Below are 18079 nucleotides of genomic sequence, written 5' to 3'. Positions count from 1 at the left end.
ACCGTGATCGAGTACCTGGATTCACGCCTGAACGCGGGCGCCAAAAATCGCGCTGCCCAGGCGTACCAGCGTCGCGCCTTCGAAAACGGCGGCTTCCAGATCGTCGCTCATGCCCATGGAGAGCGTATCCAGCGGCGCGTCGGGCAAGGCGGTCTGCAGCTCAAAAAGAAGCGCCTTGAGCGCGGCGAAGGGTTCGCGCTGGCGCTTGGGGTCATCACAGGGTGCGGGAATCGCCATGAGCCCGCGCAGCGAAAGACGTTCGAGAGTGGCGATCTCCCTGGCGAGTGCCAGCGCGTCTTCCGGTGCGACGCCAGCCTTGCTCGCCTCGCCGCTAATGTTCACCTGCAAACAGACGTTGAGCGGGGGGAGATGTGCGGGGCGCTGCTCATCGAGTCGCCTGGCGATCTTTTCGCGCTCGACGGTGTGCATCCAGTCGAAGTGCTCGGCCACCGCCCGGGTCTTGTTGGACTGCAGCGGGCCGATGAAATGCCACTCGATATCGTCGAGATCCGCAAGCTCGCGCTGCTTGTCGAGCGCCTCCTGCAGGTAGTTTTCACCGAAGGCGCGCTGGCCGTGCTGCCAGGCCTCGCGCAGCATCGCGGCGGGTTTGGTCTTGCTCACCGCCAGAAGTCTGGCGCTGCCCGCCGGGCGATCGGCGGCGTCGAGCGCCCGCTCCAAACGCCGGTGGGCGGCGTCAAGCGACGTGCAAAGCGCGATCTCTGCCATACTGAAGTACCTTTAACCGCCAGGGAAGTGAGATGGATATTACCGAACTGCTGGCATTCTCGGCAAAACAGAATGCCTCCGACCTGCATCTGAGCGCCGGTTTGCCGCCCATGATTCGCGTCGATGGCGATATTCATCGGCTCAACGTCCCCGCCATGAGCCACGAACAGGTGCTGTCGCTGGTTCACGCCATCATGAACGACCGTCAACGCCAGGAGTATGACGAGCATCTGGAGATCGACTTCTCCTACGCCTTGGCGGAGGTCGCACGCTTTCGCGTCAACGCCTTCACCCAGGGGCGTGGCGCCGGGGCGGTGTTTCGCACCATCCCAAGCCAGGTGCTGTCGATGAAAGCGCTGGGCCTGGGAGAGGTATTCGAGCGCCTGGCAATGCTGCCGCGTGGGCTGGTGCTGGTCACCGGCCCGACCGGGTCGGGCAAGAGTACGACCCTGGCCGCGCTGATCGACTACATCAACGAATACCGCTATGAGCACATTCTCACCATCGAAGACCCGGTGGAATTCGTGCACGAAAGCAAGAGCTGTCTGGTCAATCAACGCGAAGTGCACCGCGATACCCACAGCTTCGCCAACGCCTTGAAAAGCGCGCTGCGTGAGGATCCGGACGTGATCATGGTGGGGGAGCTTCGCGATCTCGAAACCATTCGGCTGGCGCTGACCGCGGCGGAAACCGGGCACCTGGTCTTCGCCACGCTGCACACCACCTCGGCGGCGAAGACCATTGATCGCATCATCGACGTTTTCCCCGGCGAGGAGAAAGCCATGGTGCGCTCGATGCTATCGGAGTCGCTGCAGGCGGTCGTCGCCCAGACGCTGTTAAAGCGCGAAGGCGGCGGGCGCGTGGCGGCCCACGAAATCCTGATCGCCACCTCGGCGGTGCGCAACCTCATCCGCGAGGACAAGGTGGCGCAGATCTACTCGGCGATGCAGACCGGCGTCAATCTCGGCATGCAGACCCTCAACGCTTCGCTATTAAAGCTGGTCAAGGAGGGCGCGGTCAGCTTCGAGGAGGCTCAGACCCGCGCCCAGGGCGCGCTTACTCCGCCCCGCGACTAACTCAGGCTCAGCGCGCGTAGATCCCGCCGAGCACGCGAGGGCCACGCGCGCCGGTCACCGAGGGCAGGTTGCCGGGCAGGTTTTCCAGCCGCCGGTGGGCCAGCCAGCCAAACGCGCCGGCTTCGATCCAGTCCGCCGGCCAGCCGTACGCTTCTGGCGAACTCAACGTCGCACGCGGCAGGTGATGGCCCAGTCTCTCCATCAGGTGGGCGTTGTGGGCACCGCCGCCACCGGTGATCAAATTGACCCGTGTGGTGCTGGGTAAAAGCTCGCCGATGGCGCGGGCGACGCTTACCGCGGTCAACTCGGCAAGCGTGGCCTGCACGTCGGCCGGGTTCTCATCGCCATTAAGCCTTTTGAGCAGCCACTCGAAATGAAACAGTTCGCGCCCGGTGCTCCTCGGCGGCGGCTGGCGGAAAAAAGGCTCGTCGAGCAGCCGGTCGAGCAGGGCGGTATCGATGCGCCCGCTTTTCGCCCAGGCGCCGTTTTTATCGAAGCGCTCGGTCGCTCCCTTTGAGCAGTGGTGCGCAAACCAGGCGTCCATCAGCACGTTGGCCGGGCCAGTGTCGAAGCCGATGACCGGCTCATTGGGGGCGCCGGGAAGCCAGGTGACGTTGGCGATGCCGCCGAGATTCAGCACCAGCTGCTCGGCCCCGGCCGCCGAAAAAAGCGCCTGATGAAAGGCCGGGGCAAGCGGCGCGGCCTGCCCGCCGGCGGCGAGATCACGCCGGCGAAAATCCCCTACCACGGTGATGCCGGTAAGCTCTGCCAGAAGGCTCGGGTTGTCGAGCTGTAGCGTATAGGCCGGGCCTTCGGTGTGGCCTTGCGGAGCGTGTTCGATGGTTTGGCCGTGGCTGCCGATGGCGCGAATTTCCTCATTTGAGACGCCGGCCTTGCCGAGCAGCGCCTGAACCGCTTTCGCCTGCAGCGCGCAAAACTGCGTCTCGACGCTTGCAAGCTCGGCAAAGCGCGCCTGATCCGAGTGGCACAGCGTTAGTAGTGCCTGGCGCATCGGCTCGGGCATCGGCTCGGCGTGGGTCTCGAGCAGTCTGGGTGCGGCCGTGGGGGCGATGGCCACCAAAGCGGCGTCGATGCCGTCGAGGCTGGTGCCGGACATCAGCCCAATATAGAGCAGCGTGTCCGGCGCCGGGGGCGTCTTCATGGGTGAATCCATGGGCGTATCCAGAGTAGTGAAGGCTCAACCGGTGTCGATTGGCGTGATAACATTGGCGGCTATCGATCGTTTCCGCCCCGAACGGGCAAAGCTTACCAGTGGAGAGAGGCAATGAGTGAGGTGGATCAGGCGCTAGCGCTGCTGTCGCGCGGCACACACGAAATTCTGGTCGAGGACGAGCTGCGCAAGAAACTCGAGTCCGGCCGCAAGCTGCGCATCAAGGCAGGCTTCGATCCCACCGCACCGGATCTGCATCTGGGCCACAGCGTTTTGCTCACCAAGATGCGCCAGTTTCAGGACCTGGGCCACACCGTCATCTTTTTGATTGGCGACTTCACCGGACGTATCGGTGACCCGACCGGCAAGAACGTGACGCGCAAGCCGCTCACCGAGGCCGACGTCAAGGCCAACGCCGAGACCTATAAAGAGCAGGTGTTCAAGATCCTTGATCGGGAAAAGACCGAGGTGCGCTTCAACGCCGAGTGGTTTGGCGAAATGGGGGCGGCCAAAATGATCGAGCTGGCCGCGCAAAGTACCGTGGCGCGCATGCTCGAGCGCGACGACTTCGAGAAGCGCTACAAGGCCAATCAGTCGATCGCCATTCACGAGTTTCTCTATCCGCTGGTACAGGGCTACGACTCCGTGGCGCTCGAAGCGGATGTGGAGCTGGGCGGCACCGATCAGAAGTTCAATCTCCTAATGGGGCGCGAAATCCAGAAGCACTTCGGCCAGGAGCCTCAGGTCGTCATCACCATGCCGCTGCTCGAAGGGCTGGACGGCGTGCAGAAAATGTCGAAGTCGCTGGGCAATTACGTCGGCGTCGATGAGTCACCGGGGTCGATGTTCAACAAGCTGGTCTCCATGCCGGACAGCCTCATGTGGCGCTACTTCGAGCTTCTGTCGCTGAAGTCCAACGAGGAGCTCGAAGCGCTCAAGCAACGCGTCGAGCAGGGTGCCAACCCGCGCGACATCAAGATGGAGCTCGCCCGCGAGCTGATCGCCCGCTACCACGGCGACGAGGCCGCGGCCAACGCGCACAAATCCGCCGGCAACCAGCTGGCCGATGGCGAACTGCCGGAAGACCTGCCGGAGGTCGAGGTCGACTTCGAAGGAGGGGAGGCGCCGATCGCAAGCGTTTTGACCCGGGCGGGGCTGACCAAAAACAGCGCTCAGGCCAAGGACATGCTCAAGAATGGCAGCGTGAAGGTCGACGGTGAAGCGGTCGCGCCCAGCACCATGCTGGCCACGAATAAGGCCTACGTCATTCAGGCCGGTAAGAAGCGCTACGCTCGTGTCACGCTCAAATAACGCTTTTTGAAAAAAGCCCTTGCGCTCGCCGCATCAAATCCGTAAAGTACGCATCCGCTGCCGGGGACGGACAACGTTTCCAGCGGTGGATGAAGGTGAAAACCTTCGATTTGTCAGGAAGTTAGAGCACTGTTCGGCAGGTTTGAATGGCTCGCTTCACTCGCTGAAATCAGCGGTTGACAAATTCACCGGAATGCGTAGAATACGCCTTCCTCGACGGGCAAGCGGTTCAGGTCATCGAACGGTTCGTCGAACAGCTCTTTAACAATTTGATCAGGCAATTCATGTGGGCGTTTGCCGATGAGGGTGACAAGTCACCTTATATCAAGGCAGACGAACACAGCGATACCTTTCGAGGTATCACGGTAAATTCGTTTGAACCTTGAGCCAGGATTGATTCGCCTCTGCGTCATGTCTTCGTATGTGGGGCAGGCAAGAATCACACTGATTTTAAACTGAAGAGTTTGATCATGGCTCAGATTGAACGCTGGCGGCAGGCTTAACACATGCAAGTCGAGCGGCAGCACGGGAAGCTTGCTTCCTGGTGGCGAGCGGCGGACGGGTGAGTAATGCATGGGAATCCACCCGATAGTGGGGGATAACCTGGGGAAACCCAGGCTAATACCGCATACGTCCTACGGGAGAAAGGGGGCTTCGGCTCCCGCTATCGGACGAGCCCATGTCGGATTAGCTAGCTGGTGAGGTAACGGCTCACCAGGGCGACGATCCGTAGCTGGTCTGAGAGGATGATCAGCCACATCGGGACTGAGACACGGCCCGAACTCCTACGGGAGGCAGCAGTGGGGAATATTGGACAATGGGCGCAAGCCTGATCCAGCCATGCCGCGTGTGTGAAGAAGGCCCTCGGGTTGTAAAGCACTTTCAGTGGGGAAGAAGGCCTGCCGGTTAATACCCGTCAGGAAGGACATCACCCACAGAAGAAGCACCGGCTAACTCCGTGCCAGCAGCCGCGGTAATACGGAGGGTGCAAGCGTTAATCGGAATTACTGGGCGTAAAGCGCGCGTAGGTGGCTTGACAAGCCGGTTGTGAAAGCCCCGGGCTCAACCTGGGAACGGCATCCGGAACTGTCAGGCTAGAGTGCAGGAGAGGAAGGTGGAATTCCCGGTGTAGCGGTGAAATGCGTAGAGATCGGGAGGAATACCAGTGGCGAAGGCGGCCTTCTGGACTGACACTGACACTGAGGTGCGAAAGCGTGGGTAGCAAACAGGATTAGATACCCTGGTAGTCCACGCCGTAAACGATGTCGACCAGCCGTTGGGTGCCTTGTGCACCTTGTGGCGAAGTTAACGCGATAAGTCGACCGCCTGGGGAGTACGGCCGCAAGGTTAAAACTCAAATGAATTGACGGGGGCCCGCACAAGCGGTGGAGCATGTGGTTTAATTCGATGCAACGCGAAGAACCTTACCTGCTCTTGACATCCTGCGAACCCGGAAGAGATTCCGGGGTGCCTTCGGGAACGCAGAGACAGGTGCTGCATGGCTGTCGTCAGCTCGTGTTGTGAAATGTTGGGTTAAGTCCCGTAACGAGCGCAACCCTTGTCCCTATTTGCCAGCGCGTAATGGCGGGAACTCTAGGGAGACTGCCGGTGACAAACCGGAGGAAGGTGGGGACGACGTCAAGTCATCATGGCCCTTACGAGCAGGGCTACACACGTGCTACAATGGCCGGTACAAAGGGCAGCGAACTCGCGAGAGCAAGCGAATCCCGAAAAGCCGGTCTCAGTCCGGATCGGAGTCTGCAACTCGACTCCGTGAAGTCGGAATCGCTAGTAATCGTGGATCAGAATGCCACGGTGAATACGTTCCCGGGCCTTGTACACACCGCCCGTCACACCATGGGAGTGGACTGCACCAGAAGTGGTTAGCTTAACCCTCGGGAAAGCGATCACCACGGTGTGGTTCATGACTGGGGTGAAGTCGTAACAAGGTAGCCGTAGGGGAACCTGCGGCTGGATCACCTCCTTAAACGATGCGTCATCCTCGCGGTAAACGTCCACAATGAATTGCCTGATCAAGTGATAGAGCAAACGGTTTGGCACGATCCCCTCTTGGGTCTGTAGCTCAGTTGGTTAGAGCGCACCCCTGATAAGGGTGAGGTCGGCAGTTCAAGTCTGCCCAGACCCACCAGATTCCCGTAATGCCCGCATTAAAAAGCTCTTCGTATGGTGGTCTGTACGTTGTTGCGTTTTGTTGTGTCTCACGGAAATTGATGGCAAGAGGTGAAATTGCAAAACGATGGGGCCATAGCTCAGCTGGGAGAGCGCCTGCCTTGCACGCAGGAGGTCAGCGGTTCGATCCCGCTTGGCTCCACCATTATCTCGTTGCCGTGTTGTTGTACCGTTTGTTGTTTTGTGATCATTGACAAGGCAGGGTTTTAAAAGCCGTCTTGTCACTGTTCATCGAACAGTCGCTCTTTAACAATGTATATCATGCTGACAGTATCGAATGACGATACGGTGACATGAGCTTCGGCTCCTGTGATCGTGACGTGATCTCGATACGCAATTGTTTTGTGATACGTCTCAAGCGTATCCGGCAATCGTTGTCATTGCGGGCCCGGACTCCTTCGGGTTATAGGGTCAAGCAATGAAGCGCACACGGTGGATGCCTAGGCAGCCAGAGGCGATGAAAGACGTGGAAGCCTGCGATAAGGTTCGGTGAGGTGGCAAACGACCTGTGACCCGAACATCTCTGAATGGGGAAACCCACCGACCACAAGGTCGGTATCGTATCCTGAATACATAGGGATACGAGGCGAACCGGGGGAACTGAAACATCTAAGTACCCCGAGGAAAAGAAATCAACCGAGATTCCCCCAGTAGCGGCGAGCGAACGGGGACCAGCCCTTAAGTTGTGCAATCGATAGGCGAACAGTCTGGGAAGTCTGACCATAGCGGGTGATAGTCCCGTAGCCGAAATCCGAGCACAGTGAAATCGAGTAGGTCGGGGCACGAGAAACCCTGATTGAAGACGGGGGGACCATCCTCCAAGGCTAAATACTCCTGGCTGACCGATAGTGAACCAGTACCGTGAGGGAAAGGCGAAAAGAACCCCGGCGAGGGGAGTGAAATAGATCCTGAAACCGTGTGCGTACAAGCAGTGGGAGCAGACTCGTTCTGTGACTGCGTACCTTTTGTATAATGGGTCAGCGACTTATATTCAGTGGCGAGCTTAACCGAATAGGGGAGGCGTAGAGAAATCGAGTCTTAACTGGGCGACCAGTCGCTGGATATAGACCCGAAACCGGGCGATCTATCCATGAGCAGGGTGAAGGTTGAGTAACATCAACTGGAGGCCCGAACCAGGATCTGTTGAAAAAGATTTGGATGACTTGTGGATCGGAGTGAAAGGCTAATCAAGCCCGGAGATAGCTGGTTCTCCTCGAAAGCTATTTAGGTAGCGCCTCACGTATCACCACCGGGGTAGAGCACTGTTTCGGCTAGGGGGTCATCCCGACTTACCAACCCGAGGCAAACTCCGAATACCGGTGAGTGCAGCGTGGGAGACACACGGCGGGTGCTAACGTCCGTCGTGAAAAGGGAAACAACCCGGACCGTCAGCTAAGGTCCCCAAATCCTGGTTAAGTGGGAAACGATGTGGGAAGGCTCAGACAGCCAGGAGGTTGGCTTAGAAGCAGCCATCCTTTAAAGAAAGCGTAATAGCTCACTGGTCGAGTCGGCCTGCGCGGAAGATGTAACGGGGCTAAACCAGGTACCGAAGCTACGGGTTCATCCTCTGGATGAGCGGTAGAGGAGCGTCGTGTACGCCGACGAAGGTGGATCGAGAGGTCTGCTGGAGGTATCACGAGTGCGAATGCTGACATGAGTAACGATAAGGGGAGTGAAAAACTCCCCCGCCGGAAGACCAAGGGTTTCTGTTCGATGCTAATCAGAGCAGAGTGAGTCGGCCCCTAAGGCGAGGCCGAAAGGCGTAGTCGATGGGAAACGGGTCAATATTCCCGTACCGGACATGATTGCGATGGGGGGACGGAGAAGGCTAGGTGAGCCGGGCGCTGGTTGTCCCGGTGAAAGCAGGTAGGCTGAATGCTCAGGCAAATCCGGGCGTTCAAGGCCGAGATGCGAGACGAACTGACCACGGTCAGGAAGTCACTGATGCCACGCTTCCAGGAAAAGCCTCTAAGCTTCAGATCATGTGCGACCGTACCCCAAACCGACACAGGTGGTCAGGGTGAGAATCCCAAGGCGCTTGAGAGAACTCGGGTGAAGGAACTAGGCAAAATGGTGCCGTAACTTCGGGAGAAGGCACGCCGGCGTAGGGTAGAGGGACTTGCTCCCCGAGCCCGAACCGGCCGAAGATACCAGGTGGCTGCAACTGTTTAGTAAAAACACAGCACTCTGCCAACGCGCAAGCGGACGTATAGGGTGTGACGCCTGCCCGGTGCCGGAAGGTTAAGTGATGGTGTTAGCCCTCGGGCGAAGCTCCTGATCGAAGCCCCGGTAAACGGCGGCCGTAACTATAACGGTCCTAAGGTAGCGAAATTCCTTGTCGGGTAAGTTCCGACCTGCACGAATGGCGTAATGATGGCCACGCTGTCTCCACCCGAGACTCAGTGAAATTGAAATCGCCGTGAAGATGCGGTGTACCCGCGGCTAGACGGAAAGACCCCGTGAACCTTTACTATAGCTTCACACTGGATACTGATGTTGCCTGTGTAGGATAGCCGGGAGGCTAGGAACTCCGGACGCCAGTTCGGAGGGAGCCACCCTTGAAATACCGGCCTGGCATCATTGGTGTTCTCACTCCGACCCGTCATCCGGGTCGAGGACAGTGTGTGGTGGGTAGTTTGACTGGGGCGGTCTCCTCCCAAAGAGTAACGGAGGAGCACGAAGGTACCCTCAGCACGGTCGGACATCGTGCAATGAGTGCAAGAGCATAAGGGTGCTTGACTGCGAGACAGACACGTCGAGCAGGTGCGAAAGCAGGTTCTAGTGATCCGGTGGTTCTGTATGGAAGGGCCATCGCTCAACGGATAAAAGGTACTCCGGGGATAACAGGCTGATACCGCCCAAGAGTTCACATCGACGGCGGTGTTTGGCACCTCGATGTCGGCTCATCACATCCTGGGGCTGAAGTCGGTCCCAAGGGTATGGCTGTTCGCCATTTAAAGTGGTACGCGAGCTGGGTTTAGAACGTCGTGAGACAGTTCGGTCCCTATCTGCCGTGGGCGTTGGATGTTTGAGAAGGGCTGCTCCTAGTACGAGAGGACCGGAGTGGACGCACCTCTGGTGTTCCGGTTGTCACGCCAGTGGCATTGCCGGGTAGCTATGTGCGGACGGGATAACCGCTGAAAGCATCTAAGCGGGAAGCCCCCTTCAAGATGAGACATCCCCGAGGCCTTGAGCCTCCTGAAGGGCCCAGCGAGACCAGCTGGTTGATAGGCACGGTGTGGACGCACCGCAAGGTGTTGAGCTAACGTGTACTAATGGCCCGTGAGGCTTGACCCTATAACACCCAAGGGGTTCGGCCCGCAGTGACAACGAAGCAAGAACCGGATACGCATGAGCATGAAGCGAAAGGCTTCATGTCGAACGGGACGATCACGAAACCGTCAGCCGATATACATTGAAAGTTACGCCTGACGACCATGGCTTGCGTGAACCACCCGATCCCTTGCCGAACTCGGAAGTGAAACCGCAACGCGCCGATGGTAGTGTGGGGTCTCCCCATGCGAGAGTAGGTTATCGTCAGGCACCTATTCGAAAAAGCCCCGAGCACTCTGTGTTCGGGGCTTTTTTTTATGCGTGGAAAAAAGAAGGGAAAAGGCCCGGAAGGCAGGGTGCCTGCCGCCCGGCCCCGGCGGCGCGGTGCGCCGCATCGCTGGCTGACGCCTGCTCCTACAGGACAATCGCGCCCCGATCGACTGCAGGTGCCCGATTCATTGGGTGATGGCGGCACCCGCCGCCCGGGTGGGATTTGCTGCCACCGTGCCTGCTGTCCACCCAAGCGACGCGTTGCGCCGCATCGCTGGCTAGCGCCTGCTCCTGCAGGGCAATCGCGCCCTGATCTACTGTAGGAGCCCGATTCATCGGGCGATTGCGCCTGCAGGTGCCTTGGATCGCCATACCGAAGTCGGCCATGCGCCACAGCGCGTTTCAGCGGCCGGCACTGGCGCTAGGATTTGTGCTCTATTGGCGAACGCGCTAAAAGAGAGCGACACTCCCCAACGAATGTCACGCTCATGCGCTTGCACGCCGATCAAAGCTTGCTTCTACTCATCGATTTTCAGTCGCGGCTGTTGCCTGTCATTCCCGGTGCGGAGCAGGGCATTCGTGAAGCCGGGTGGCTGGCTGGCGTCGCCTGTGAGCTCGGCATGCCGGTATGGCTGACCGAGCAAAATCCGGCTCAGCTCGGCCACACCGAGGCGTCGCTAACGCAGGCGCTGGGTGAGTATGAAGTGTGGGAAAAGCAGCACTTCAGCATTACCGAGGAGCCCGCGTTCATGCGTGCGCTGGAAAAAACAGGGCGGCGACAAATCGTGCTGTGCGGTACGGAGGCGCATATCTGCGTGCTGCAAAGCGCGCTGGGGTTTTTGGAGGCGGGATTCGAGGTGTACTGGCTGGTGGAGACCACATTAAGCCGGCGCCCGGCAGAGGCCGAGCTTGCAAGAGCGCGTGCCGGCCAGCACGGCGCGGTGAGTATAAGCGCCGACATGGCGGCTTACGAGTGGCTCCACCGCTGCGACACCGCGCTTTTCAAACGCATCCACCGTCAGTTTTTGAAGCCGCGCGCCGGGCGCGCGCTTTCGTTTACGGGCGATCCTTTTCGCGGCGCGTAAAGACCAGCTCGCGCTCGTTTGAGGCGGCCTTGTCGAAGCCGTACCCCGCCACATCGAACGCCTTGAGCGCCTCTGGCGAGTTGACCTGCTCGCGAATGATCCAGGCACTCATCAGCCCGCGCGCCTTCTTGGCGTAGAAGCTGATGATCTTGTAGCTCCCGTTTTTCTCATCCTTGAATACCGGCGTTACGATCTCGGCGTCGAGCTTTTTAGCGTCGACCGCCTTGAAGTACTCGTTGGAGGCCAGGTTGACCAGTACGTTTGATCCGCTCTCATCAATCGCCTCGGCAAGTGCCGGCGTCAGAATCGGTTTCCAGTAGGCGTAAAGATCCTTGCCCGCGGCGTTGGGCAGTTTGGTGCCCATCTCCAGTCGGTAGGCCTGAATCAAATCCAGCGGGCGCAAAAGCCCATAAAGTCCGGAGAGAATACGCAGATGTTTCTGGGCGAAGCGGTTATCCGTCTCGCTGAACGACTCGGCCTCGAGCCCGGTATACACGTCGCCCTGAAACGCCTGGGCCGCCGGCTTGGCGTTGTCCAGCGAAAACGGCGGCTGCCACTCCTTGAAGCGTGCAGCGTTGAGCCCGGCAAGCTTATCGCTGATGCCCATTAGCTCGCTGATCTGCTGGGGGGAGTAGTCGCGCAGAATATCGATCAGCGGCTGGCTCTGCTCGATAAAATCCGGCTGTGTAACGTTGTCCGTCGTAGGTGGCGTTTCAAAATCCAGCGTCTTGGCTGGTGAAATGACGCTTAGCATCGCGAGCTCCTTGAGCGCGGCGTATAAAAGAGATAATAGCGGCCCATGATACCAGGCCCCGGCGAGTGCCGGGGCTATGGCGTTGATAGTCAAAGCGTTCGCTTGGCGGGGTAGGGCTCAGGGGCTTGGGTTGGAGATGCGCTGATGGATCGCGTCGATGCCTTCGAGCACCTCGTCATCGAGCTTGAGCGCTTCGCTTTCGAGGTTGGCTTCAAGCTGCTCCATGGTCGTCGCGCCGATGATGTTGCTGGTCAAGAACGGCCGCGAGTTGATGAAGGCGAGCGCCATTTGCGCCGGGTCCAGCCCGTGCTTCTGGGCCAGCGCGACGTACTCCTGAGTTGCCTGCTCTGCCTGAGGCGAGGTGTAGCGCTTGAAGCGCTCGTAAAGCGTCAGCCGGCCTTTGGCAGGGCGCGCGCCGTTCAGGTACTTGCCCGACAAAACGCCGAAGGCCAGCGGCGAGTAGGCCAGAAGGCCGACGTCCTCGCGGTGAGCGATTTCGGCAAGGCCGACCTCGAAAGATCGGTTCAGCAGGTTATAGGGGTTTTGTATTGAGGCCACGCGGGGCAGGTCGAACTCCTCGGCCAGTTGGAGCATGCGCATCACGCCCCAGGGCGTGTCGTTGGAGACGCCGATGGCGCGCACCTTGCCCGCATCGACCAGCTCCTTGAGCGCGCCAAGCGTCTCTTTCAACGGTGTGGCATCTTGATCATCGGCGGCGGTGTAGCCAAGCTGACCGAAGAAGTTGGTTTTGCGCTCGGGCCAGTGAAGCTGGTAAAGATCCACGTAGTCGGTTTGAAGGCGCGCAAGGCTTGCATCGATCGCCTCATGAATGTGGGCGCGGTTCATGCGCGAGCCGCCGCGAATATGCTCGACGCCGGGGCCAACGATCTTGGTCGCCAGTTTGATGTCGTCGCGGGCGCCGCGCGCCTTGAGCCAGCTGCCCACGTACTTTTCGGTCAGGCCCTGGGTCTCGGCCTTGGGCGGAACCGGATACATTTCAGCGGTGTCGATAAAATTAATGCCGAACGCCACGGCGCGGTCGAGCTGTTCATGGGCCTCGGCTTCGCTGTTTTGCTCACCATACGTCATGGTGCCCAAACACAGGCGGCTGACATCGAGTCCGGTTCTGCCAAGTGGACGGGTCTGCATTCTTATCTCCTGGACGGCGTAAAGGGGCCTAACGGGCGGACTTCAACGCCCGTGCGGCGATGGCGTCAGAGCATGTTAGCGACCCCCGCTTCAACCGGCAAATGAAGGGGGTTGAGTCAAAGCGAAGGCAGGCGTATGCTTGCCAGCCCATTTGCCGGCCCAGGGTCGGTTTTCCGTAGGGTTAGCCATTCAGGTGGTTGGCTAGCTAAAGCTTTCAACAGATAGGCAGGGTGGTTTGCCATGCCGCAGGCATCATCTTTGTTTATTCGGCTCGAGTTTCGTTTGGCCGAACAGCTGTTTCGTTCCCGGTGGTTGCTTCCCCATTCGCCCCGCACTCAGCGTTTGACCATGCGCCTTTACAAGCGCTGCGCCGAGGCCGGGCATCCGGATGCGCTCTCCACCTACGGCCAGATGCTGTTTCACAAAAGCCGTTCGCCCCAGGACAAGGCGCGGGGTGCGCGCTACGTGCTGGAAGCTGCTCAGGCCGGCGACGTTCAGTCGCAGTACCAGGCGGCGCGCATTCACGAGCACGGCTGCGTTCAGTACCCGTGTCGCGAGGATTACGCGGTGACCTGGTACGCCCGCGCTGCCCAAAAGGGCCACCGGCTTGCCGCTGAGCGCCTGTCGCGCGCCTATGAGCGCGGCGAGCTGGGGCTTGGCATCGACCGCGAGCGCTCCGCTTACTGGGAAAGCATTGCCAACCCCACCCAGGTGGTAGCGGCATGACGGTAAAGCGATGACACACTCTGCAGGTGAGCCGCTGCCGACCGTACTGGATATCGAAGCCTCGGGCTTTGGTCGCGGAAGCTATCCCATCGAGATCGGCCTGGCCCGCGCCGATGGGAGCTGCTGTGCGTTTCTGGTACAGCCGCTTGACGAGTGGACGCACTGGGACCCGAAGGCGGAGCTTCTGCACGGCATTTCGCGCGAGCGGCTTTTTCAGGAAGGGTACCCGGTGCGCCAGGTCGCCTGCTGGCTCAATGACGAGCTTTCCGGGCTTGGCAAGGCCTACAGTGACAGCTGGGGCTACGACAACACTTGGCTTTCACTGCTGTTCCATCACGCCGGCATGCTGCCGCGCTTTCGCCTCGAGGCCCTGCGGATTCTGATGACCGAACCCCAGCAGGCGCTTTGGAGTGAGACCAAGGAAGCGATCATCGGCGACCAGCCCATTCAGCGCCACCGGGCCGGCGACGATGCGCGCCTGCTTCAGCTTACCTTCGAGCGCACCCGCGCCGATATTCAGGGCGTGAGCACCAGGCCCTCTTGAGCGTTTCTCTCAACGCCTATCTAAGCTCGCTCTCCAGCGCCTCGATGAGCGCTGTCGGGGTAGCCGCGTCCATCAGCATGGCGCGGGTGGCCGGCGCTAGAAAACCGTTCTCGACGGTGTTGTCCAGAAAGGCCAACAGCGGCGCGTAGAAGCCTTCGGTATCCAGCAGCGCCAGGGGCTTTTCGTGCAGTCCGAGATAACCCCAGGTCCAGATTTCGAACAGCTCTTCGAACGTGCCGATACCGCCTGGCAGCGCCACGAAAGCGTCGGCGTGGGCCGCCATAGTGGCCTTGCGCTCGTGCATGTTGGCGACCCGAATCAGCTCGGTCAGCCCGAAGTGGGCCTGCTCGCGTTCGACCAGATGGGTCGGCATTACGCCGATCACCTCGCCGCCGGCCTCGAGAGCGGCATTGGCCAGCGCCCCCATGAGCCCGACGCGCGCGCCGCCGTAGACCAGGGTGTGGCCGCGCGTCGCCAGGGTTTCGCCAAGCGATCGGGCCGCTTGCATGAAGGCGGGGCGTTGGCCCTCGCGCGAGCCGAGATAAACGCAGATGCGCGACATGGCGTGATTCCTGTAATGCAGTGGTCTATGTGAAGGGAAGAGAGCGCTAGACGTGGCGATCGATCTGGTAGTGCTCGTCCATCCAGGCGCCGATCACGTTGTGGCTGCCCAGGTGATGGGCGTACTGGGTGTGCAGGCAGCGTATCTGCTGCCAGTTGCTGATGCCGCCGATGCCGCGCTCGGTGAGCACCTCACGATAACCAAGACGCTCGACCTCACTGCGCTGCGACTCGCTCATGAACGACCAGCGCGCGGCGACGTAGTCACGGTGGCTTTGGCGGTAGCGCTCCAGAAACTCGGGCTCTTCCTGCAGGCGCTGCTCCAGCGACTTGATCACCCCGACCGCCTCGACCCGCGAGATTTCGATCTTGAGCACGTCCGAGCAGAGCCAGTACAGCGTGGGGAAGGGCTTGCCGTCGACGATCGGCGCCATGCGCAGCGCCAGGGGCGTGCCGTGTTCGTCTTCGGCGGCGACGGCTTCGATACCGCGGGGCGCCCGGCCCAGCTGTCGGGTGATGATCTCAAGCTGATGCTCGGTGGGGGCGTGGTCGGTACGGATTACCATCAAAAAATCTCTTAGCGTTGCTCGTCTCGAACAAATTTATTGGAGCGGCCCACGGCGCGGAAAAAGCAGCGGTTGAGCTGCTCCGGGGAGGCGACGTAGGACCAGGTGCGCTCGCAGTACTCGGCGGCGCGCGCGATCAGCACGTCATACAGACGATTGAACGGGGCATCATAATCGTAGGGGTCGGCGCCGAACAAGCGGATATGCGGATAGTCGGCGAAACGCTCCACGAAATAGCGCTCCAGGTCCGCCTCCACGGTCTTGTGTCTGGCCGTGTTGTCCGGCTCGAGCCAAAGGTTGTAGCGTATGGCCATGGTCTCTCCTGCGCTCGGCACGGGCGGTGGATCAGGCGGGCGCGTCCTGCAGGTGCGCCTCCAAAGCGGCTCGCAGCTCGCCTTCGATGGGCAGCGCGCGCTTGGCCTGATGATCGTATTGCAGCATGACGGTGTGGCCCACGTTGGTCAGTTTACCCAGCTGATGCGCTTCCTGAGTCACCGTGAACGAGCTGTTGCCCAAGCGCGTCAGGTAGGTACGTAGTTCGACGGGGTGACCGTAAAACAGTTCAGCACGGTAGTCGACTTCCATGCGCGCCATCATCAGGCGCCACTTTTTGGGGTCGAGATCCGGCGTGAACAGCGTGAACAGATCGTTGCGCGCAAGCTCGAACCAGGCGGGCAGGCGCGTGTTGTTGATGTGGCCGAGCGCATCGGTGTCGTAAAAAGCGGGGTCGATGGTGCGTGTGAACATGGGCGTCCCTTTTAAAGAGTGGAATACCTGGCATAGATGCCTGGTCGCGTTTGGTCAAACGCCGGGCCTTGCTTTGAGCCGGCGTGCGCTCCACCAGCGTTGAAGCTTCATCCAACCAAGAAGCCAGAGCGTTGCGACCAGAAAGCCTGCCAGCGTTCCCGGGACCAGCCCCCAGGCGTCGTAGGTATAGGAAACGCACAGCGCATAGCTCCAGAGCGAGCCAAGCCCCATGGGGTAGTGCTTGATGACCGTGGCGGCTGGGGCGGGCCCCTGGCTCAGATGAAGAATCAGCAAAAAGGGCAGCATGGTAATCGGAAAGGCGGCCAGCGTCCCCGCCCAGGCGGTCGGTACCCAGTGGGCCAGCGTGGTAATGACGAAAATGATCGCCGTTGCCAGCAGCGCGCGCGCGAAGAGCGCCCGCCAGGAGAACGGCGCTCGGGCGCTGGCCACGCTGTCGGGAATACGCCGAAACAGAAGACTGAACACCACGATGGCGCACAGCGTTACAAGCGTGCCGGAGAGTCGCGTGAAATCGAACCGAGCAAGCACCAGGCTCACGGCGAACCAGGCCGCCAGGCCCCCGCAGGTTCCCAGCAAGATGCCTCTCATACCGGGCGTTCGCCCGCAAAGCCAGTAGCCCGCGCCCAGGGCCATGGTAGCGGTAAAGCCTGCCAGGGTATGGACCGCGCTTTGCGCAGCGTAGAGCGGTGAGATTTCAAGGCCAATGAAAAAAAGCGCCAGCGCCGTGCCCAGTGGATAGCCCGCCAAAAGCCCCGCGACCCGAGGGCTCACGCGCACCGCGATGACGCCCAGGCCCAGCACCATGCTCACCGAGGCGGCAATCTTGGCCAACTGCCAGCCGAGAGGAACTTCCAGCATTCTCGATTATCCTTATACGTATTAATGATGTTCAAGTTTTGCCGCTCAGGAGATCCAGGCTTCGTGGATACCGCGTTCTCATCCGGCCATTCGCTGTCGCCGCCCGCCAAGCCGGCGCAGTGCGAGCTATGCCATCGAGCCGCAGCGCTCACCAAGCACCACCTGATTCCCCGTACGCTGCACAACAAACCGCGCTATCGAAAACGCTACAGCCGCGAGGAGCGCCTGACCGCCATTGCCTGGCTTTGCCACCCCTGCCACAAGCACCTTCACCGGCTTTACAGCGAGCGCGAGCTGGCCGACCGCTTTCCAAGCGTCGAGTCGCTGGCCCAGGACCCGGACATTCGTGCCTTCGTCGAGTGGCTGTCCACCAAGCCCGCCGGATTTAAGCCGAAATCGCCGGTGCGCAAGCGCTAAGCGCAGGTATCGATGCGCGTCGCCAGCGGGTCGGCGCTGCCACTCTGCACTCCATGGTCGTTTATATTCGCGGCGCGTCATATAAGCACTTTGTATACAGGCGGGCGAAAAGCCGGAAACGAACAGCCGGCAGTAAAAACGAGGAGCATGAAGACGGGGTAATGAAAACGAAGAGACACGCCGGGTCCACCGGCGCGGCGGGTTAGATCAGGCGCAGGCCCTGCTGGTCGCGCCAGGCCGCGTCGAGCGCCTGCTCGAGCGGGGCCTGAAGGTGGGCGGGCAGGGCGGCGCGAGCGGCCTCTTGTGAATCGAACGCGCGGTTCTTGAGCCAGCAGTAGGCCCAAGCGCACGCCTCTTCATCGCTTTGCGGCGTCGGGCGGGCAGGCATCTGATTGAGCAAAAAAACCGCGGTGCGCGGTGCCCAAAGCGGCATGGTGCCCTCGGTGTCATCGCTCCAGCGCTCGAGATCCCGCCCGCTGGGCGTGGCGTCCGGCGTGCCCAGCTTGGCGACCCGCGCGGTTTCCGCCAGAATGAGTGCCAGCTGGTCGGCATCCGCCTGACCCAGCGAGCGCCACTGGCGTAAAAGCGCCGCCAGTCCCGCGCGCATCCTGGTGTAAAAGTCGTTTTGCGCCAT

The 18079-nt window shown here is 60.5% G+C and carries 16 protein-coding genes, 2 tRNA genes and 3 rRNA genes; 11 read left to right on the top strand and 10 right to left on the bottom strand.

Annotation, left to right across the window (positions count from 1 at the left end):
- Nucleotides 1-21: 21 nt before the first annotated feature.
- Nucleotides 22-726 carry a YggS family pyridoxal phosphate-dependent enzyme gene (locus OCT39_RS15175; RefSeq protein ID WP_263585281.1) on the bottom strand — a complete coding sequence of 235 codons (705 nt, stop codon included), beginning with the start codon at nucleotides 724-726 and terminating at the stop codon, nucleotides 22-24.
- 32 nt (nucleotides 727-758) lie between these two features.
- Here OCT39_RS15175 and OCT39_RS15170 point away from each other — a divergent pair, with 32 nt between their 5' ends.
- Nucleotides 759-1802 (top strand): type IV pilus twitching motility protein PilT, encoded by a 1044-nt coding sequence (locus tag OCT39_RS15170; RefSeq protein ID WP_263585280.1) that lies wholly within the window; start codon nucleotides 759-761, stop codon nucleotides 1800-1802.
- 7 nt (nucleotides 1803-1809) lie between these two features.
- Here the strand turns inward: OCT39_RS15170 and OCT39_RS15165 are convergent, their stop codons facing one another.
- Entirely contained in the window at nucleotides 1810-2964 is a 1155-nt protein-coding gene (locus tag OCT39_RS15165) for an anhydro-N-acetylmuramic acid kinase (protein ID WP_263585279.1), read from the bottom strand.
- 123 nt (nucleotides 2965-3087) lie between these two features.
- Between OCT39_RS15165 and tyrS the strand changes: the two genes are divergently transcribed.
- The 7 genes from tyrS (at nucleotide 3088) to OCT39_RS15130 (ending at nucleotide 11102) form a co-directional block, all read left to right on the top strand.
- Nucleotides 3088-4284: a tyrosine--tRNA ligase gene (gene tyrS / locus OCT39_RS15160; RefSeq protein WP_263585278.1), complete on the top strand. Its 1197-nt coding sequence runs from the start codon at nucleotides 3088-3090 to the stop codon at nucleotides 4282-4284.
- A 452-nt stretch (nucleotides 4285-4736) separates the two neighbouring features.
- Nucleotides 4737-6271, top strand: a 16S ribosomal RNA gene (locus OCT39_RS15155).
- A gap of 85 nt (nucleotides 6272-6356) precedes the next feature.
- Nucleotides 6357-6433: transfer RNA gene (locus OCT39_RS15150), tRNA-Ile, on the top strand.
- Nucleotides 6434-6543: 110 nt separating this feature from the next.
- Nucleotides 6544-6619, top strand: a tRNA-Ala gene (locus tag OCT39_RS15145).
- Nucleotides 6620-6883: 264 nt separating this feature from the next.
- A 23S ribosomal RNA gene (locus OCT39_RS15140) occupies nucleotides 6884-9771 on the top strand.
- Nucleotides 9772-9901: 130 nt separating this feature from the next.
- Nucleotides 9902-10017 (top strand): 5S ribosomal RNA (gene rrf, locus OCT39_RS15135).
- The 16S, 23S and 5S rRNA genes sit together here with 2 tRNA genes alongside, the layout of an rRNA operon.
- A gap of 488 nt (nucleotides 10018-10505) precedes the next feature.
- Complete coding sequence (locus tag OCT39_RS15130; protein ID WP_263585277.1) at nucleotides 10506-11102, top strand: isochorismatase family protein; 597 nt, start codon at nucleotides 10506-10508, stop codon at nucleotides 11100-11102.
- Here the strand turns inward: OCT39_RS15130 and yaaA are convergent.
- Together yaaA and OCT39_RS15120 are read right to left on the bottom strand one after the other, a co-directional pair.
- Entirely contained in the window at nucleotides 11074-11856 is a 783-nt protein-coding gene (yaaA, locus tag OCT39_RS15125) for a peroxide stress protein YaaA (RefSeq protein WP_263585276.1), read from the bottom strand. The two genes, OCT39_RS15130 and yaaA, sit on opposite strands and share 29 nt — an antisense overlap.
- Before the next feature lie 117 nt (nucleotides 11857-11973).
- Nucleotides 11974-13005 carry an NADP(H)-dependent aldo-keto reductase gene (locus OCT39_RS15120; RefSeq protein WP_263585275.1) on the bottom strand — a complete coding sequence of 344 codons (1032 nt, stop codon included), beginning with the start codon at nucleotides 13003-13005 and terminating at the stop codon, nucleotides 11974-11976.
- 240 nt (nucleotides 13006-13245) lie between these two features.
- On the opposite strand from OCT39_RS15120, the gene OCT39_RS15115 reads away from it, so the two are divergent.
- A complete protein-coding gene (locus OCT39_RS15115; protein WP_263585274.1) occupies nucleotides 13246-13731 on the top strand; it encodes a tetratricopeptide repeat protein in 486 nt (161 codons plus the stop codon).
- Nucleotides 13732-13741: 10 nt separating this feature from the next.
- Nucleotides 13742-14275 carry a hypothetical protein gene (locus tag OCT39_RS15110; RefSeq protein ID WP_263585273.1) on the top strand — a complete coding sequence of 178 codons (534 nt, stop codon included), beginning with the start codon at nucleotides 13742-13744 and terminating at the stop codon, nucleotides 14273-14275.
- 16 nt (nucleotides 14276-14291) lie between these two features.
- On the opposite strand, the gene OCT39_RS15105 is transcribed toward OCT39_RS15110, so the two are convergent.
- Genes OCT39_RS15105 through OCT39_RS15085 form a run of 5 tightly spaced genes read right to left on the bottom strand, consistent with a single transcriptional unit; the run spans nucleotide 14292 to nucleotide 17028 of the window.
- Nucleotides 14292-14837 (bottom strand): TIGR00730 family Rossman fold protein, encoded by a 546-nt coding sequence (locus OCT39_RS15105; protein ID WP_263585272.1) that lies wholly within the window; start codon nucleotides 14835-14837, stop codon nucleotides 14292-14294.
- Between the two features lie 46 nt (nucleotides 14838-14883).
- Nucleotides 14884-15402 carry a DUF501 domain-containing protein gene (locus tag OCT39_RS15100; RefSeq protein ID WP_263585271.1) on the bottom strand — a complete coding sequence of 173 codons (519 nt, stop codon included), beginning with the start codon at nucleotides 15400-15402 and terminating at the stop codon, nucleotides 14884-14886.
- Nucleotides 15403-15413: 11 nt separating this feature from the next.
- Nucleotides 15414-15716, bottom strand: coding sequence for a hypothetical protein (locus OCT39_RS15095; RefSeq protein ID WP_252109432.1), 303 nt, complete (start codon nucleotides 15714-15716; stop codon nucleotides 15414-15416).
- Between the two features lie 31 nt (nucleotides 15717-15747).
- Entirely contained in the window at nucleotides 15748-16149 is a 402-nt protein-coding gene (locus OCT39_RS15090; protein WP_263585270.1) for an acyl-CoA thioesterase, read from the bottom strand.
- A gap of 54 nt (nucleotides 16150-16203) precedes the next feature.
- Entirely contained in the window at nucleotides 16204-17028 is an 825-nt protein-coding gene (locus OCT39_RS15085; RefSeq protein WP_263585269.1) for a hypothetical protein, read from the bottom strand.
- A gap of 63 nt (nucleotides 17029-17091) precedes the next feature.
- Here OCT39_RS15085 and OCT39_RS15080 point away from each other — a divergent pair, with 63 nt between their 5' ends.
- Nucleotides 17092-17445: a hypothetical protein gene (locus tag OCT39_RS15080; protein WP_263585268.1), complete on the top strand. Its 354-nt coding sequence runs from the start codon at nucleotides 17092-17094 to the stop codon at nucleotides 17443-17445.
- Between the two features lie 202 nt (nucleotides 17446-17647).
- Here OCT39_RS15080 and OCT39_RS15075 read toward each other — a convergent pair whose 3' ends face one another.
- Nucleotides 17648-18079 carry a hypothetical protein gene (locus OCT39_RS15075; RefSeq protein WP_263585267.1) on the bottom strand — a complete coding sequence of 144 codons (432 nt, stop codon included), beginning with the start codon at nucleotides 18077-18079 and terminating at the stop codon, nucleotides 17648-17650.

It is taken from the genome of Halomonas sp. GD1P12, assembly GCF_025725645.1.
In the GTDB taxonomy this organism is placed as follows: Bacteria; Pseudomonadota; Gammaproteobacteria; order Pseudomonadales; family Halomonadaceae; genus Vreelandella.
Note: the sequence above shows the minus strand (reverse complement) of the source record. Positions and strands in the feature narration are given on the sequence as shown.

What these genes read in the sequence shown, in the direction of transcription:
- OCT39_RS15100 (WP_263585271.1), bottom strand. Translation starts at nt 15,402, where the DNA reads ATGGTAATCCGTACCGACCACGCCCCCACCGAGCATCAGCTTGAGATC.
- OCT39_RS15130 (WP_263585277.1), top strand. Translation starts at nt 10,506, where the DNA reads ATGCGCTTGCACGCCGATCAAAGCTTGCTTCTACTCATCGATTTTCAG.
- OCT39_RS15170 (WP_263585280.1), top strand. Translation starts at nt 759, where the DNA reads ATGGATATTACCGAACTGCTGGCATTCTCGGCAAAACAGAATGCCTCC.
- OCT39_RS15165 (WP_263585279.1), bottom strand. Translation starts at nt 2,964, where the DNA reads ATGAAGACGCCCCCGGCGCCGGACACGCTGCTCTATATTGGGCTGATG.
- OCT39_RS15085 (WP_263585269.1), bottom strand. Translation starts at nt 17,028, where the DNA reads ATGCTGGAAGTTCCTCTCGGCTGGCAGTTGGCCAAGATTGCCGCCTCG.
- OCT39_RS15095 (WP_252109432.1), bottom strand. Translation starts at nt 15,716, where the DNA reads ATGGCCATACGCTACAACCTTTGGCTCGAGCCGGACAACACGGCCAGA.
- OCT39_RS15175 (WP_263585281.1), bottom strand. Translation starts at nt 726, where the DNA reads ATGGCAGAGATCGCGCTTTGCACGTCGCTTGACGCCGCCCACCGGCGT.
- OCT39_RS15105 (WP_263585272.1), bottom strand. Translation starts at nt 14,837, where the DNA reads ATGTCGCGCATCTGCGTTTATCTCGGCTCGCGCGAGGGCCAACGCCCC.
- OCT39_RS15075 (WP_263585267.1), bottom strand. Translation starts at nt 18,079, where the DNA reads ATGGCGCAAAACGACTTTTACACCAGGATGCGCGCGGGACTGGCGGCG.
- OCT39_RS15090 (WP_263585270.1), bottom strand. Translation starts at nt 16,149, where the DNA reads ATGTTCACACGCACCATCGACCCCGCTTTTTACGACACCGATGCGCTC.
- OCT39_RS15120 (WP_263585275.1), bottom strand. Translation starts at nt 13,005, where the DNA reads ATGCAGACCCGTCCACTTGGCAGAACCGGACTCGATGTCAGCCGCCTG.
- yaaA (WP_263585276.1), bottom strand. Translation starts at nt 11,856, where the DNA reads ATGCTAAGCGTCATTTCACCAGCCAAGACGCTGGATTTTGAAACGCCA.
- OCT39_RS15110 (WP_263585273.1), top strand. Translation starts at nt 13,742, where the DNA reads ATGACACACTCTGCAGGTGAGCCGCTGCCGACCGTACTGGATATCGAA.
- tyrS (WP_263585278.1), top strand. Translation starts at nt 3,088, where the DNA reads ATGAGTGAGGTGGATCAGGCGCTAGCGCTGCTGTCGCGCGGCACACAC.
- OCT39_RS15115 (WP_263585274.1), top strand. Translation starts at nt 13,246, where the DNA reads ATGCCGCAGGCATCATCTTTGTTTATTCGGCTCGAGTTTCGTTTGGCC.